The organism is Citrobacter sp. VF227 (genome assembly GCF_052950715.1).
Map to the genome: position 1 here is coordinate 778,114 of NZ_JBRFVF010000001.1, position 14,471 is coordinate 792,584.

Consider the following 14,471-nt stretch of genomic DNA (forward strand, 5'->3'; position numbering starts at 1 on the left):
CTCAGGCGACGTTAATTACAAACTCTTCAATCGCCTGCCGGTTACTCCACGACTTGGTTAACTGCGCGGCTTCGAACGCATTAACCCAACGGTAGGTCAGATGTTCGGTGAACACGATCTCTCGTTCAGAGGGAAGTGCCAGGCAAAACCAGGATTCAGTATTACGCTCAATTCCCGGCGCGTAGCGATGACGTAAATGGCTAAAAATCTCAAACTCCACCGTGCGCTGGCAGTCAATTAAGGTCAGTTGCTCAGTCGCAACATCAATGGCGACCTCTTCCTTTACTTCGCGCATGGCGGCTTGCGACGCGGTTTCTCCCTCTTCGAGGCTGCCGGTGACCGACTGCCAGAAATCAGGATCGTCGCGTCGCTGTAACATCAGCACTCTCCCGGTGTCCTTTGCATAAATCACGACTAACACCGAGACAGGCTGTTTATATGTCATATCAGTTATTCTCGGCCTTCTTAACAACCTGAATGCTCAGTTCCGCCAGTGCAGCTTCGTTGGCAAAGCTTGGCGCTTCAGTCATCAGACACGCTGCAGCCGTGGTTTTCGGGAACGCAATAACATCACGAATATTGTCGGTACCGGTCAGCAGCATCGTCAGGCGATCCAGACCAAACGCCAGGCCTGCATGCGGCGGTGTACCGTATTTTAGCGCATCCAGCAGGAAGCCGAACTTCTCGCGCTGCTCTTGCTCGTTAATGCCCAGAATACCGAATACGGTCTGCTGCATATCACCATTGTGGATACGCACGGAACCACCACCCACTTCATAGCCGTTGATGACCATATCATAGGCGTTGGCGACTGCATCTTCCGGCGCAGCTTTCAGCTCGGCGGCAGTCATATCTTTTGGTGCGGTGAACGGGTGGTGCATTGCGGTCAGACCACCTTCACCATCGTCTTCAAACATTGGGAAGTCGATAACCCACAGCGGCGCCCATTTGGATTCGTCGGTCAGGTTCAGGTCTTTACCCAGTTTCAGACGCAGTGCGCCCATCGCGTCGGCAACCACTTTCTTGTTGTCAGCACCGAAGAAGATCATGTCGCCGTCTTGCGCAGCGGTACGTTCCAGAATCGCTTCCACGATTTCTGCGTTCAGGAACTTGGCAACCGGGCTGGTGATACCTTCCAGGCCTTTCGCACGCTCGGTGACTTTGATGTAAGCCAGACCTTTCGCGCCGTAAATCTTAATAAAGTTACCGTAATCGTCGATCTGCTTACGGCTTAAGCTCGCGCCGCCCGGTACGCGCAGGGCAGCCACACGGCCTTTCGGATCGTTCGCCGGACCAGAGAATACGGCGAACTCAACGCCTTTCACCAGGTCGGCAACGTCAACCAGCTCCATCGGGTTACGCAAGTCTGGTTTATCAGAGCCGTAACGACGCTCAGCTTCGGCGAAGGTCATGATCGGGAAATCACCCAGATCCACACCTTTCACTTCCAGCCACAGATTACGTACCAGCGCTTCCATCACTTCACGCACCTGCGGTGCGGTCATGAAGGACGTCTCAACGTCGATCTGGGTAAATTCAGGCTGACGGTCAGCACGTAAGTCTTCATCACGGAAGCATTTTACGATCTGATAATAGCGGTCAAAACCAGACATCATCAGCAGCTGTTTAAACAGTTGAGGAGACTGCGGCAGCGCGTAGAACTTACCTTTGTGTACGCGAGAAGGAACCAGGTAATCACGCGCACCTTCCGGCGTCGCTTTGGTCAGCATTGGCGTTTCGATGTCGAGGAAACCGTGGTCGTCCATAAAACGACGTACCAGACTGGTGATTTTGGCGCGCGTTTTCAGGCGCTGCGCCATTTCAGGACGACGCAGATCCAGGTAGCGATACTTCAGCCGCGCTTCTTCGGTATTTACGTGGTTAGAGTCCAGCGGCAGCGAATCTGAACGGTTAATGATGGTCAGATCGGAAGCCAGCACTTCAATTTCGCCCGTCGCCATATCAGCGTTGACGTTTTTCGCATCACGCGCACGCACGGTGCCCGTAACCTGGATGCAGAACTCATTACGCAGTTCGGAGGCCAGCTTTAACGCGTCCGCACGGTCCGGATCGAAAAATACCTGCACGATACCTTCGCGGTCGCGCATATCGATAAAGATCAGGCTACCAAGATCACGACGACGGTTGACCCAACCACACAGAGTCACCTGCTGCCCCTCGTGGGACAGACGTAGCTGTCCGCAATATTCTGTACGCATGAGATATCCCTTAACTTTGCCGCAGGCAGATTGTCACCTGTCTCGCAGATGACGAAGTCGCAGCTTTAGCTGAATGTCACAACTGAATGAAAAAAGGCGGCTATTATACTGGAAATTCTGCCGCACGATAAGTCCGGTACTGACTGTACGCCTGTTTCCTGGACGGGCATTGCGTAATCTCACAAAAAATAACAAAAATTGTCGCCCCTTTCACACTGATTCGCGATTAAGGTGTAACGGAATTCTTTTTTACTGGAGTAAGCATGCTGGAACTGAACGCAAAAACAACCGCCCTTGTCGTTATCGATCTACAGGAAGGGATCCTACCTTTCGCTGGCGGCCCACACTCGGCAAATGATGTGGTTGCCCGCGCTGCGCAGTTGGCGGAAAAATTCCGTGCCCATGGTTCCCCGGTTGTGATGGTGCGCGTCGGCTGGTCTGACAATTATGCCGAAGCGCTGAAACAACCGGTTGATGCTCAGACTCCGGCCAAAGCATTACCTGAAAACTGGTGGGATTACCCGACTGCTCTGGGGAAATGTGCCAGCGACCTTGAAGTAACCAAACGCCAATGGGGTGCGTTCTATGGCACCGATCTGGAATTACAACTGCGTCGCCGGGGTATCGATACCATCGTCCTGTGCGGTATATCCACTAATATTGGCGTGGAGTCCACGGCGCGAAATGCATGGGAGCTGGGTTTTAATCTGATCGTTGCAGAAAACGCCTGTAGCGCCGCCAGCGCTGAGCAACATCAGGGCAGCATGACGCACATATTCCCGCGCATTGCCCGCGTACGCAGCGTGGACGAGATCCTGCACGCGCTATGATTTATATCGGTTTACCCCAATGGTCGCACCCAAAGTGGGTGCGTCTGGGGATCACCAGTCTGGAAGAATATGCCCGCCATTTTAACTGTGTGGAGGGCAACACCACGCTGTACGCACTGCCAAAAGCCGAGATTGTTGCGCGCTGGCATGCACAGACCACCGATGCGTTTCGATTTTGTTTTAAGTTTCCGGCCACCATTTCGCATCAGGCTGCGCTGCGTAATTGCGATAACCTGGTGCAGGAATTTTTCGCGCGCATGTCGCCGCTGGAATCACGCATTGGACAATACTGGCTGCAATTACCCGCGACTTTTGGCCCACGCGACTTGCCTGCCTTATGGCAGTTTCTCGATGTGCTCCCTAAATCATTTACCTACGGTGTAGAAGTTCGCCATCCTGAATTCTTTGCCAAAGGCGAAGCAGAGCAGCTATTCAATCGTGGTTTACACGAGCGCGGGGTAAACCGGGTGATTCTGGACAGCCGTCCGGTGCATGCCGCAATCCCGCATACTGAAGCGATACGTGACGCTCAGCGTAAGAAACCAAAGGTTCCGGTGCATGCGGTGGTGACGGCAAATCATCCGATGGTACGTTTTATCGGCAGCGATGATATGGCACAAAACAGCGCACTTTTCGCCGTCTGGCTGACCAAGCTGTCGCTATGGCAGCAAACCTCAACGCCGTATCTGTTTCTACATACGCCGGATATCGCACAGGCCCCGCAGCTTGTCGATACGCTATGGGCAGATTTACACAGCGCCCTGCCAGAGATCGGATCAGCACCTTCTATTCCACAGCAATCTTCTCTTTTCTGACAATGCCACCTATCATAGTCAAGGCCATCAGCCATTTTAAAAGGGAGTTTGTATGGTAAGCGCGCTTTATGCCGTATTGGGTGCGTTATTGTTAATAAAGTTCTCTTTTGACGTCGTTCGCCTGCGTATGCAATACCGCGTTGCTTACGGCGACGGAGGTTTTAGCGAACTACAAAGCGCTATCCGCATTCACGGTAATGCGGTGGAATATATTCCCATTGCACTGGTGCTGCTGTTATTTATGGAAATGAACGGCGCAGAAACGTGGATGGTGCATATTTGCGGGCTGATGTTGATTGCCGGACGACTGATGCATTATTACGGATTCCACCACCGGCTTTTCCGCTGGCGACGTTCAGGCATGAGCGCAACCTGGTGTTCGCTGTTGCTAATGGTGCTGGCGAATCTTTGGTATATGCCCTGGGAGTTGGTTTTCTCCCTGCATTAGCGCACAATACGCCACTTTATTTTTCCCGGATTTTTACGTTATGTCTCACCGCGACACGCTTTTTTCTGCGCCTATCGCCAGTCTGGGTGACTGGACCTTTGATGAACGGGTAGCTGAAGTCTTCCCGGATATGATCCAGCGTTCCGTTCCCGGCTACTCCAACATCATTTCTATGATTGGCATGCTGGCCGAACGTTTCGTGCAACCCAACACGCAGGTCTACGATCTTGGCTGCTCTCTGGGCGCGGCGACGCTCTCGGTGCGTCGCAATATTCATCACGAGAATTGCAAAATTATTGCTGTCGACAACTCTCCGGCTATGGTTGAACGCTGTCGTCGTCACATTGATGCTTATAAAGCACCGACTCCGGTTGAGGTTGTCGAAGGCGATATTCGCAACATTACTATCGAAAACGCCTCGATGGTGGTGCTGAATTTTACCCTGCAATTCCTTGAGCCACCCGAGCGCCAGGCATTGTTGGATAAGATTTATCAGGGGCTGAATCCCGGCGGCGCGCTGGTGCTATCTGAAAAATTCAGCTTCGAAGACGCGAACGTAGGCGAGTTGCTGTTCAACATGCACCACGACTTCAAACGAGCAAATGGCTATAGCGAACTGGAAATCAGCCAGAAGCGCAGCATGCTGGAGAACGTGATGCTGACCGACTCTGTCGAAACGCACAAAGCGCGTCTGCATCAGGCTGGTTTTGAACACAGTGAATTGTGGTTCCAGTGCTTTAACTTTGGTTCTCTGGTGGCATTGAAAGATGAGGCTAGCGCATGATCGACTTTGGTAACTTTTATCAGCTGATTGCCAAAAATCATCTTTCTCATTGGCTGGAAACGCTGCCAGCGCAAATCGCGACCTGGCAGCGCGATCAACACGGCTTGTTTAAGCAGTGGTCGAACGCGGTAGAGTTTCTGCCCGAGCTGAAGCCGTATCGTCTGGATTTACTGCATAGCGTCACCGCAGAAAGCGAAGAGCCGCTCAGCGACGGTCAGCTCAAACGTATCGACACCCTGATGCGTAACCTGATGCCATGGCGTAAAGGGCCGTACTCATTGTACGGCGTCAATATTGATACCGAGTGGCGCTCAGACTGGAAGTGGGATCGCGTTCTGCCGCACTTGTCTGACCTCACCGGACGCACCATTCTTGATGTCGGTTGCGGCAGTGGCTATCACATGTGGCGCATGATTGGCGCGGGCGCACATCTGGCGGTCGGTATCGATCCGACCCAGCTGTTCCTGTGCCAGTTTGAGGCAGTGCGTAAACTGCTGGGCAATGATCAGCGCGCGCATCTGCTGCCGCTGGGTATTGAACAGCTTCCGGCACTCAACGCCTTTGATACCGTATTCTCCATGGGAGTGCTTTACCACCGCCGTTCACCGTTGGAACATCTCTGGCAGTTGAAGGATCAATTGGTTAAAGATGGCGAACTGGTACTGGAAACGCTGGTGGTTGAAGGCGACGAAAATACCGTACTGGTGCCAGGCGATCGCTACGCCCAGATGCGTAACGTTTACTTTATTCCGTCTGCGCTGGCGCTAAAAAACTGGCTGGAGAAATGCGGGTTTGTTGATGTGCGTATTGCCGACGTATGTGTGACCACTACCGAAGAACAGCGCCGCACCGAATGGATGATAACCGAATCGCTGGCCGATTTCCTCGACCCGAACGACCACAGCAAAACGGTGGAAGGCTACCCTGCTCCACTGCGTGCGGTATTGATTGCACGTAAGCCGTAGTCACTTTTTGCCAGATGACCGTTACGTATAGCACCATTTATCCAAAATAGTTCAAGTTGCAGCAAGGCGGCCAACGCCGCTGCGGCTTGAAATATGAAGGAGAAAAAAAGGCCCCTGTTGAAATTGCAGGGGCCTGGTACGAGCAAGCATCATATTGGGCGACATGATGCAACGGTAAAAATCAGCTGGCCTGATGGTGTGCAATGATCGCTTTCATTTCCGCAACCGCCACCCCGTCTACCGCATAGCGAGAATACTCATCCGCCTGCGAATCCGAAGACATCGACAACCCCGTATTGCGATAACGCATGGGTGAAGCCTGCCATACTCCGGCAGAACTGTGGACTTCCTGCACTCCGGCATTAAGGAACAGGGACAAATTCGAGGCGCGAACCCCCGCTCCGGCCATAATGATTGGAGCACCTGCCTGCGCAATAAGTTCCATTATTTTTGTTAAACCTTGCGCCGCATCTGATTTTTGCCCAGAAGTCAGCACTCTGGCGACGCCCAAATCAGCTAATTTTTTTAGCGCATTGAGAGGGTTAGCACACATATCAAAGGCCCGATGAAAAGTGACGTACAACGGACCGGCAGCGATCATTATTTTCTCCATGCGCGGCATATCAACATCGCCATCCGCATCTAAAATGCCAGTTACCACCCCTGAGAACCCGAGTTCCCTCACCATCGCAATATCATCCAGCATTGCAGCAAATTCACCGTTGGTGTAACAAAAGTCGCCTCCACGCGGGCGAATAATGGGATTGACGGGAATCGAAATATGCTGGCGAACAGAACGCAAGACGCCCAGCGACGGCGTTAAGCCCCCCTCTTTCGGCGCTGAACAAAGCTCAATACGATCCGCGCCATTTTGTTGCGCCGTACGCGCGCACTCCATGCTGTAACAGCAGATTTCCAGTAAAGCCATACTCACTCCTGACGTTCGCTGGCCACAATCGCTTCAATCGACCACGGATGAAATTTTATCGTCACGCTGCCGTCGCTAACCGCCAGCGTAGGGTTTGGTAAACGCTCGCGCTCGCCTTTTGGTGAACTTGTTTTTACAAATATGCCCGGCTGGCTTAGTCCAGAATCTGAAAGCAGCGCCAGCGCTCGCGCATTCAACGTCTCCACGTCGCCCGGCAGAACTATTTCAACATGCTCCCAGCCTTCATGCGGATAGCGTTTTTCGCCCGGCCATGGCAGTTCTACGATGCTAAATTGCCAGTGTTGCACACAGACGGGCTCATTGAGTTTGAACAAACAAATCGGTCGGCCATTAATGATATTTTCTGACAATAGTTCGCCGCACTGCTCAAAACCACGACGCCAGCGCTCTGCGGTGGTATTTTGATGACAGCGCAGAGAAATGTGATCGGCTTCAAGCGATGAGACATCCAGCCCAAGGCGAGTGGAAAGATCCGTTAACGCCTGAATGAAATGCGGTAAATCTGCGGAAATATCATGCAGTTCTGCAACTGTTTGCCAGTTCGCCATAATTAAAGCTCATATCCATGTTCAAAGCGGCTAATTTACCCTGTTGCGCAGCCCCAACCAACTGCTGATTTTCTTAAGCACGATATGAATAATTATACGTAGTTTCAATGTTTATATTTCAGGCTGCTGGCGGTGCTCGCAATGCTGACGGCAACGGGCATTTGCAGTATACTCCCGCCCTTAATTCTTAAACTGGTGCGGTCAATTTTAAGCCGCTTCATAAATGTAAGGTATTCCGGTGAATATTCAGGCTCTTCTCTCAGAAAAAGTCAGTCAGGCCATGATTGCTGCAGGCGCGCCTGCAGATTGCGAACCACAGGTTCGTCAGTCAGCAAAAGTACAGTTCGGCGACTATCAGGCTAACGGCATGATGGCTGTCGCGAAAAAACTGGGTATGGCGCCGCGACAACTGGCTGAGCAGGTGCTGACTCATCTGGATCTCAACGGGATCGCCAGCAAAGTAGAAATTGCGGGCCCGGGCTTTATTAACATTTTTCTCGATCCGGCATTTCTGGCGCAGCACGTTCAGCAGGCGCTGACCTCCGATCGTCTGGGCGTCACCCAACCGGCTAAACAAACCGTTGTGGTTGACTACTCCGCACCTAACGTCGCGAAAGAAATGCACGTTGGTCACCTGCGTTCCACCATCATCGGTGACGCTGCCGTGCGTACGCTAGAGTTCCTTGGTCACAATGTTATCCGCGCTAACCACGTCGGCGACTGGGGCACTCAATTCGGTATGCTTATCGCGTGGCTGGAAAAACAGCAGCAGGAAAATGCCGGAGAGATGGCGCTGGCTGATCTGGAAGGTTTCTACCGTGATGCGAAAAAACATTACGACGAAGATGAAGCCTTCGCAGAACGCGCCCGTAGCTATGTTGTGAAGCTGCAAGGCGGCGACGAGTACTTCCGTGAAATGTGGCGCAAACTGGTCGACATTACCATGTCACAAAACCAGTTAACCTACGATCGCCTTAACGTTACCCTGACCCGTGACGACGTCATGGGTGAAAGTCTGTACAACCCGATGTTGCCTGGCATTGTGGCCGATCTCAAAGCGAAAGGTCTGGCTGTTGAAAGCGAAGGCGCTACCGTCGTATTCCTTGATGAGTATAAGAACAAAGAAGGCGAACCGATGGGCGTTATCATTCAAAAGAAAGATGGCGGCTATCTCTACACCACGACCGACATCGCCTGCGCCAAGTATCGTTATGAAACGCTGCATGCCGATCGCGTACTGTATTACATCGACTCCCGTCAGCATCAACACTTAATGCAGGCCTGGACCATCGTGCGTAAAGCAGGTTATGTGCCGGACTCCGTACCGCTGGAACACCACATGTTCGGTATGATGCTGGGTAAAGATGGTAAACCGTTCAAAACACGTGCGGGCGGCACGGTAAAACTGGCCGATCTGCTGGATGAAGCGCTGGAGCGCGCACGTCGTTTGGTGGCAGAGAAGAACCCGGACATGCCTGCCGACGAGCTGGAAAAACTGGCGAATGCGGTCGGTATCGGCGCGGTGAAATATGCGGATCTGTCGAAAAACCGTACCACCGACTACATCTTCGACTGGGACAACATGCTGGCATTCGAAGGCAATACCGCACCGTACATGCAGTATGCTTACACCCGCGTACTGTCCGTATTCCGTAAAGCGGATATCGACGAAAGCGCGCTGGCAAATGCGCAGGTGATTATCAACGAAGATCGCGAGGCTCAGTTGGCTGCGCGTCTGCTGCAGTTTGAAGAAACGCTGACCGTTGTTGCACGTGAAGGTACACCGCACGTGATGTGTGCTTACCTGTACGACGTTGCCGGTCTGTTCTCCGGTTTCTATGAGCACTGCCCTATCCTTAGCGCTGAAAACGAAGAAATTCGTAACAGCCGCCTGAAACTGGCACAGCTGACGGCGAAAACGCTGAAGCTGGGTCTGGATACACTGGGTATCGAAACCGTAGAACGTATGTAAGTGTGCTAAAAAAATCAGGCCTGAGTTCGGATGTCGGACTCAGGCCTTTTTTATTTCCGTAAAGGGCTATCTGTAACAACTCACAAGGAATGACACATTTCCGTAGAGAGATGGAACATTTTTTGCCTGTCATCCCGGTTATGCCTCCGTATTATTAGGCGGCGAATTAATCGGGTACGGTTCAATGACATTCAGAGATTTTGAGGCGGAAGAAAAACTCTTCCAGCGGCGTGTATTGGTAGCCTTTGGCCTGGTGGTCATCTGCTTTGGCATCCTGATTTACAATCTCTACAACTTACAAATCTGTCAGCATCAGTATTACACCACCCGGTCGAACGCAAACGACATCAAAATGCTCCCCGTGGCCCCAACGCGTGGCATGATTTACGATCGCAACGGCATCCCGCTGGTGCGTAACGTCACCTGGTATGACATTTCCGTTACACCTTACAAAATCAGCGATATGAATGCCTTGATTGAGCAACTCACGCCCATCGTTGATCTCACCCCTGACGATATTGACCAGTTTCGCCATGAATTGAAAACCAGCAGCCGCTATCGCCCGGTCGTGCTAAAAAATGCGCTGACCGATGTGGAAATCGCCCGTTTTTCGGTTAACCAGTTTCGTTTCAGCGGCGTCAATATCAACAGCTATGAAGACCGCCAGTACCCTTATGGCGCGGCGCTGGCACATGTCCTTGGCTATGTTTCAAAAATCAATGATAGCGATCTGAAAACGCTGGATAAAAAAGGTCTGGCAGAGAATTACGCCGCCGATCACAACATCGGGAAACAGGGTATCGAGCATTATTACGAAAATGAACTGCATGGGAAAACCGGTTATCAGGAGGTGGAAGTTGATAACCACGGACGCATCGTGCGTCTGATCAAAGATGTGCCACCCGTTGCCGGAAAAGATATCCATCTGACGCTGGACCTGCACTTGCAGCAATACATTGAGAGCCTGTTAGCGGGCCAGCGGGCCGCGGTTTTGGTTGAAGATCCGCACGACGGCTCCGTGCTGGCAATGGTCTCAAATCCCAGCTATGACCCCAACCCGTTTGTCAAAGGCATCAGTTATCAGGACTACAACAAGCTGCTTCAGGATAAAGACCTGCCATTGATCAACCGCGTCACCCAGGGATTGTATCCTCCCGCCTCCACGGTCAAACCGTATATGGCGATGTCAGCGTTACTGGACGGCGTGATTACGCCGCAGACCAGCTTCTTCGGTGCGCCCACCTGGACCCTCCCTGGCACCGATCGACATTACCGGGACTGGAAAAAAACCGGCCACGGTATGTTGGATGTCACCAAAGCGATTGAAGAGTCTGCCGACACGTTCTTTTACCAGGTGGCGTATATGATGGGAATTGACCGGATTAACAGCATGCTCAGCCAGTTTGGCTATGGCAAACCGACCGGCATCGATCTTGATGAGGAGTATAACGGCCTGCTCCCGAGTCGCGAATGGAAACAGAAAGTGCATAAAAAAGCCTGGTATCAGGGAGATACCATTTCGGTTGGTATCGGTCAGGGCTACTGGATTGCCACGCCTATCCAGATGGTAAAAGCCATGGTCGCACTGATTAACAACGGCAAGGTTATCGCCCCTCACCTGCTCCTTGATGAAGAAAGTGGAAAAGCCATCACGCCGTATCAGGCTCCCGAAGCACCCACACAAATTGCTTCTGCTTCATCACCCTATTGGGGATTGGTGCGTCAGGCGATGTTCGGCATGGCGAATGAACCAAACGGCACGGGGTATAAGTTCTTTCACACCGCGCCTTATGGCATTGCCGCAAAAAGCGGCACATCACAGGTCTTTAGCCTGAAAGAAAACCAGACCTACAATGCGAAAATGATCCCGATACGCCTGCGCGACCACGTGTTCTATACCGCGTTTGCGCCGTATAAGAACCCGAAAGTCGCTGTGGCGTTAATTCTCGAAAACGGCGGCAGCGATGGCGTCACCGCCGCGCCGGTCATGCGTCAAATAATGGATCATCTGTTTGATCAGCAGGACAACGTTGCACCAACAGAGACAACTGAACAAGCAGGTCCGATAGCAGCGGCACTATCGGACGCCGATATCAAAAATACTTACGCAAGTATTCGGTAAGGCACAGCATCGCCATCGCTTGTCCGTAAGGCATGGAGGTCCGCGGGATGTTGCGGTAGAAATCGAGATTGTGACCCATTCCGGTCCCAAACGAGGTATGCAGCAATTCACCTTCCGGTGAAATATGTTGCACAATGCCTCTGACGGCTTTTTCGGCTACTGCTGCATAGTCTTGTCCGACATAGCGTTTACGTACCGCCTTGAGGATCCCATAAGCAAATCCGGCGGTAGCCGATGCTTCCAGATACGACTGCGGGTCGTCCAGCAAGGTGTGCCACAGTCCGCTTTCATCCTGGCACTTCGCCAGCGCCGCGATTTGCGCATTCAGAACCTGCACCAGATAGCGATGCACGGCATTGTTTTCCGGCAAATCAAGTAACTCAAGGAAGTCCGGAATAACTATAGTTAACCAGCTGTTGCCACGCGCCCAACGCGCGTTGGCGAAGTTATGCTGCCCTTCATAGCTCCAGCCGTGGAACCACAACCCCGTTTCTTTATCCATCAGGTTTTGTACGTGCAGCAGGAACTGATAGGTTGCCTCTTCAATATACTCGGGACGGTTAAGCAACTTGCCAATCTTCGCCAGCGGTAAAACCGTCATCATCAACGTGTCATCCCACATCTGCTGATGATTTTCTTCCGCCAGCGTAATGTGTTGCATACCGCCGAAATCAGTGCGCGGCATATCATGCATTGCCCACTCAGCCCAACTGTCGAGCCACGGCAGATACACGGGATTACGCGTCTCTTCATAGCGATACGCCAGCGTTAAAAACGGCGCCATGGTGTTAACGTTTTTGGTTGTTGCGCCTTCAGCAAAGCGATCGGCAAACCAGCTGTCGATGATATCGCGCATCGTTGCATCGCCGGTTTGTTGATAATACTGATACATTCCGTACAAGCCGACGCCGTGCGTCCACTCCCATCCCGCCCAGCCCTTGGTATCGATAACACGCCCGTCATCCAGGCGTAACAAGAACTCGCCAGTCTCATCATGAATATTGACCAGGTTATGCGTCACCTTTTTGATCAACGCTTTTAATTCATCCCTGGCAATAAAATGTTCTGGCTGACGCAACAATGGGCTGTGTTTAACCGGGTAAACAATCATTTACTTAACCTCTGTCAATGTCGAATTCAATGCGGCACCCTTTTCCAGCTTCGGAGCCGCGGGTTTATTACGATTCAGGTAACCAATATTGTTGTTACCCCAAAGTGATTCATATGGCATGCCCGACAGCATCTCTACGGTGGCGCGTCCTTTCGTGGAAAGTCCTTCCAGCACAGGTCGCCCAGACTCACGCATTTTTGCCGTCTCTTCACGCAGGGTACTGTGTGTTTGCAGGTTCAGTTTAAAGCGCAGGGAAACCAGGAAGCCCAGTGCCAGAACAATCAGCGTGCCGCAGCTCAGAATTAACAGGATGGTATGGCTGACTGCCGCAGGCTGCATGCCCTGACCGGAGACAAAACCGGACAACTGCATAACAATCCCCACCAGCATCACAGCCCCCGCCTGCGACGCTTTACGTGTTAACGTCATAATGCCGGCGAAGATCCCTTCGCGACGCTGGCCGGTAATCACTTCGTCAACGTCGGCGATATAGGTGTAGATATTCCAGGGAACGTAATTGATGCCGCCACGTCCCAGACCCGCCACGGCGGATACCAGCAGTAACAGAGAATAAACATCGCTGAGCCCGGCGTAATACAGCCCCGCGTAGGAGAGTGAACTGAGGCCAAACAGGACCACCACCATGCGATAAGACGGCGCGGGTCCGAAACGGATGCACAATGGGATCATGGCGATAACGGCAATAAACTGGAAAATAGCCATCGTACCCAGCAGATTTGACGCCATCGATGCTTCCTGCATCAGCACAAACACCACATAATAAGTAAAGACGGCGTTGAAAACGTCCTGCGCAATATAGCCGCCAAGATACATACCTAAATGTTGGCGAAAGATACGGATACGTAGCGTTGAACTCAGTTCAACAAGCAAGCGGTTCATACTCTGGCTAAAGGTCAGGCTTTTCTTCTCTTCTTCAGCTTGCAGGGCCGCCTGGGTCCACTCTTCCCGCGGGCGTTCCCAGGTAAAGAACCAGACGAAAGTCAGCATCAGTGCGCACAGCACTGAGAACACCAGACTGGCGTAGAAAAAAGACATCGGATTGTCTTTGCCAAACAGCGTCAGCAGAACACCGGGTAAGAATGAGGCCAGAATGGCTGACATTTGCGCCATCGAAATACGCGCGCCGGAGAATTTGGTTTTCTGTTTAAAGTCATCGGTCATTTCAGGCACCAGAGTTTCGTATGGCACCAGAATCATGGTGTAAACCACGTCAAAAATCAGATAGGTGAGTAGGTAGTACCAGAATCCCATATCCCCCACCCACATTAGCGAGTAACTAAAGACACAAGGGATCCCCAACAGAATAAAAAACTTACGACGCCCAAAGCGTTTACCGAGCCAGGTTGAGCCAAAGTTATCGGTTAAAAAACCCATTAACGGACTCACGATGGCATCCAGCACCCTGGCGGTAGCGAAAATAAAGGTCGCTTCGATAGGCGTCAGACCACAGAACGTGGTGTAGAAATAGAGCAGCCAGGCCGCGGTTAATGCCGTGGTGCCTGCGCCTAAAAAATCGCCAGAACCGTAGGCAAAATAGTTAACCAGGCCAATTTTTCGTGTCTTCATTGCCGTTACCCCTGCACATTATTGGGAGGCCCCACAATCCTCGCTTTGACATAGGGCATCCTTACAGGGCCACAGTAAAAGCTAACAGCAAGTGAAACCTTTCTATTTCTGCCAGGGGGAT

At 52.0% G+C, this 14,471-nt stretch carries 13 protein-coding genes; 7 read left to right on the plus strand and 6 right to left on the minus strand.

Annotated elements, in window-relative coordinates; translation table 11 throughout:
* Position 1: 1 nt before the first annotated feature.
* Positions 2-445, minus strand: a complete 444-nt coding sequence (nudB, locus tag ACU8YC_RS03855) for a dihydroneopterin triphosphate diphosphatase (protein WP_151219488.1) — start codon at positions 443-445, stop codon at positions 2-4.
* Between the two features lies 1 nt (position 446).
* Positions 447-2,219 carry an aspartate--tRNA ligase gene (aspS, locus tag ACU8YC_RS03860; protein WP_151219489.1) on the minus strand — a complete coding sequence of 591 codons (1,773 nt, stop codon included), beginning with the start codon at positions 2,217-2,219 and terminating at the stop codon, positions 447-449.
* A 263-nt stretch (positions 2,220-2,482) separates the two neighbouring features.
* Here aspS and ACU8YC_RS03865 point away from each other — a divergent pair, with 263 nt between their 5' ends.
* Genes ACU8YC_RS03865 through cmoB form a run of 5 tightly spaced genes read left to right on the plus strand, consistent with a single transcriptional unit; the run spans position 2,483 to position 6,061 of the window.
* Positions 2,483-3,049, plus strand: coding sequence for a hydrolase (locus ACU8YC_RS03865; RefSeq protein WP_187252267.1), 567 nt, complete (start codon positions 2,483-2,485; stop codon positions 3,047-3,049).
* Positions 3,046-3,864: a DUF72 domain-containing protein gene (locus tag ACU8YC_RS03870; RefSeq protein WP_210905213.1), complete on the plus strand. Its 819-nt coding sequence runs from the start codon at positions 3,046-3,048 to the stop codon at positions 3,862-3,864. Before ACU8YC_RS03865 ends, ACU8YC_RS03870 begins: the two co-directional genes overlap by 4 nt.
* A gap of 52 nt (positions 3,865-3,916) precedes the next feature.
* Positions 3,917-4,312, plus strand: coding sequence for an MAPEG family protein (locus ACU8YC_RS03875; protein WP_151218853.1), 396 nt, complete (start codon positions 3,917-3,919; stop codon positions 4,310-4,312).
* A 40-nt stretch (positions 4,313-4,352) separates the two neighbouring features.
* Complete coding sequence (gene cmoA / locus ACU8YC_RS03880; RefSeq protein ID WP_151218854.1) at positions 4,353-5,096, plus strand: carboxy-S-adenosyl-L-methionine synthase CmoA; 744 nt, start codon at positions 4,353-4,355, stop codon at positions 5,094-5,096.
* Complete coding sequence (gene cmoB / locus ACU8YC_RS03885) at positions 5,093-6,061, plus strand: tRNA 5-methoxyuridine(34)/uridine 5-oxyacetic acid(34) synthase CmoB (RefSeq protein WP_151225614.1); 969 nt, start codon at positions 5,093-5,095, stop codon at positions 6,059-6,061. Before cmoA ends, cmoB begins: the two co-directional genes overlap by 4 nt.
* A 181-nt stretch (positions 6,062-6,242) precedes the next feature.
* On the opposite strand, the gene cutC is transcribed toward cmoB, so the two are convergent.
* Both cutC and ACU8YC_RS03895 read right to left on the minus strand, forming a co-directional pair.
* Positions 6,243-6,989, minus strand: a complete 747-nt coding sequence (gene cutC, locus ACU8YC_RS03890) for a copper homeostasis protein CutC (protein ID WP_446895017.1) — start codon at positions 6,987-6,989, stop codon at positions 6,243-6,245.
* Between the two features lie 2 nt (positions 6,990-6,991).
* Positions 6,992-7,558: a VOC family protein gene (locus tag ACU8YC_RS03895; RefSeq protein WP_151225615.1), complete on the minus strand. Its 567-nt coding sequence runs from the start codon at positions 7,556-7,558 to the stop codon at positions 6,992-6,994.
* A 238-nt stretch (positions 7,559-7,796) separates the two neighbouring features.
* On the opposite strand from ACU8YC_RS03895, the gene argS reads away from it, so the two are divergent.
* Together argS and mrdA are read left to right on the plus strand one after the other, a co-directional pair.
* Complete coding sequence (argS, locus tag ACU8YC_RS03900) at positions 7,797-9,530, plus strand: arginine--tRNA ligase (RefSeq protein ID WP_101742217.1); 1,734 nt, start codon at positions 7,797-7,799, stop codon at positions 9,528-9,530.
* Positions 9,531-9,714: 184 nt separating this feature from the next.
* Positions 9,715-11,652 carry a penicillin-binding protein 2 gene (gene mrdA, locus ACU8YC_RS03905; RefSeq protein WP_151218857.1) on the plus strand — a complete coding sequence of 646 codons (1,938 nt, stop codon included), beginning with the start codon at positions 9,715-9,717 and terminating at the stop codon, positions 11,650-11,652.
* On the opposite strand, the gene bglB is transcribed toward mrdA, so the two are convergent.
* Together bglB and ACU8YC_RS03915 are read right to left on the minus strand one after the other, a co-directional pair.
* The gene (gene bglB, locus ACU8YC_RS03910; RefSeq protein WP_151218858.1) at positions 11,624-12,763 is read right to left on the minus strand and encodes a beta-galactosidase BglB; all 1,140 of its coding nucleotides are present in this window, start codon (positions 12,761-12,763) and stop codon (positions 11,624-11,626) included. The two genes, mrdA and bglB, sit on opposite strands and share 29 nt — an antisense overlap.
* Positions 12,764-14,350 carry an MFS transporter gene (locus ACU8YC_RS03915; protein WP_370607488.1) on the minus strand — a complete coding sequence of 529 codons (1,587 nt, stop codon included), beginning with the start codon at positions 14,348-14,350 and terminating at the stop codon, positions 12,764-12,766.
* Positions 14,351-14,471: the final 121 nt, after the last annotated feature.

Bases quoted from the DNA above. Each gene is read 5' to 3' on its own strand.
- bglB (WP_151218858.1), bottom strand. From the start codon at position 12,763: ATGATTGTTTACCCGGTTAAACACAGCCCATTGTTGCGTCAGCCAGAA.
- cmoA (WP_151218854.1), top strand. From the start codon at position 4,353: ATGTCTCACCGCGACACGCTTTTTTCTGCGCCTATCGCCAGTCTGGGT.
- cmoB (WP_151225614.1), top strand. From the start codon at position 5,093: ATGATCGACTTTGGTAACTTTTATCAGCTGATTGCCAAAAATCATCTT.
- aspS (WP_151219489.1), bottom strand. From the start codon at position 2,219: ATGCGTACAGAATATTGCGGACAGCTACGTCTGTCCCACGAGGGGCAG.
- mrdA (WP_151218857.1), top strand. From the start codon at position 9,715: ATGACATTCAGAGATTTTGAGGCGGAAGAAAAACTCTTCCAGCGGCGT.
- cutC (WP_446895017.1), bottom strand. From the start codon at position 6,989: ATGGCTTTACTGGAAATCTGCTGTTACAGCATGGAGTGCGCGCGTACG.
- nudB (WP_151219488.1), bottom strand. From the start codon at position 445: ATGACATATAAACAGCCTGTCTCGGTGTTAGTCGTGATTTATGCAAAG.
- ACU8YC_RS03895 (WP_151225615.1), bottom strand. From the start codon at position 7,558: ATGGCGAACTGGCAAACAGTTGCAGAACTGCATGATATTTCCGCAGAT.
- ACU8YC_RS03870 (WP_210905213.1), top strand. From the start codon at position 3,046: ATGATTTATATCGGTTTACCCCAATGGTCGCACCCAAAGTGGGTGCGT.
- ACU8YC_RS03865 (WP_187252267.1), top strand. From the start codon at position 2,483: ATGCTGGAACTGAACGCAAAAACAACCGCCCTTGTCGTTATCGATCTA.
- ACU8YC_RS03875 (WP_151218853.1), top strand. From the start codon at position 3,917: ATGGTAAGCGCGCTTTATGCCGTATTGGGTGCGTTATTGTTAATAAAG.
- ACU8YC_RS03915 (WP_370607488.1), bottom strand. From the start codon at position 14,350: ATGAAGACACGAAAAATTGGCCTGGTTAACTATTTTGCCTACGGTTCT.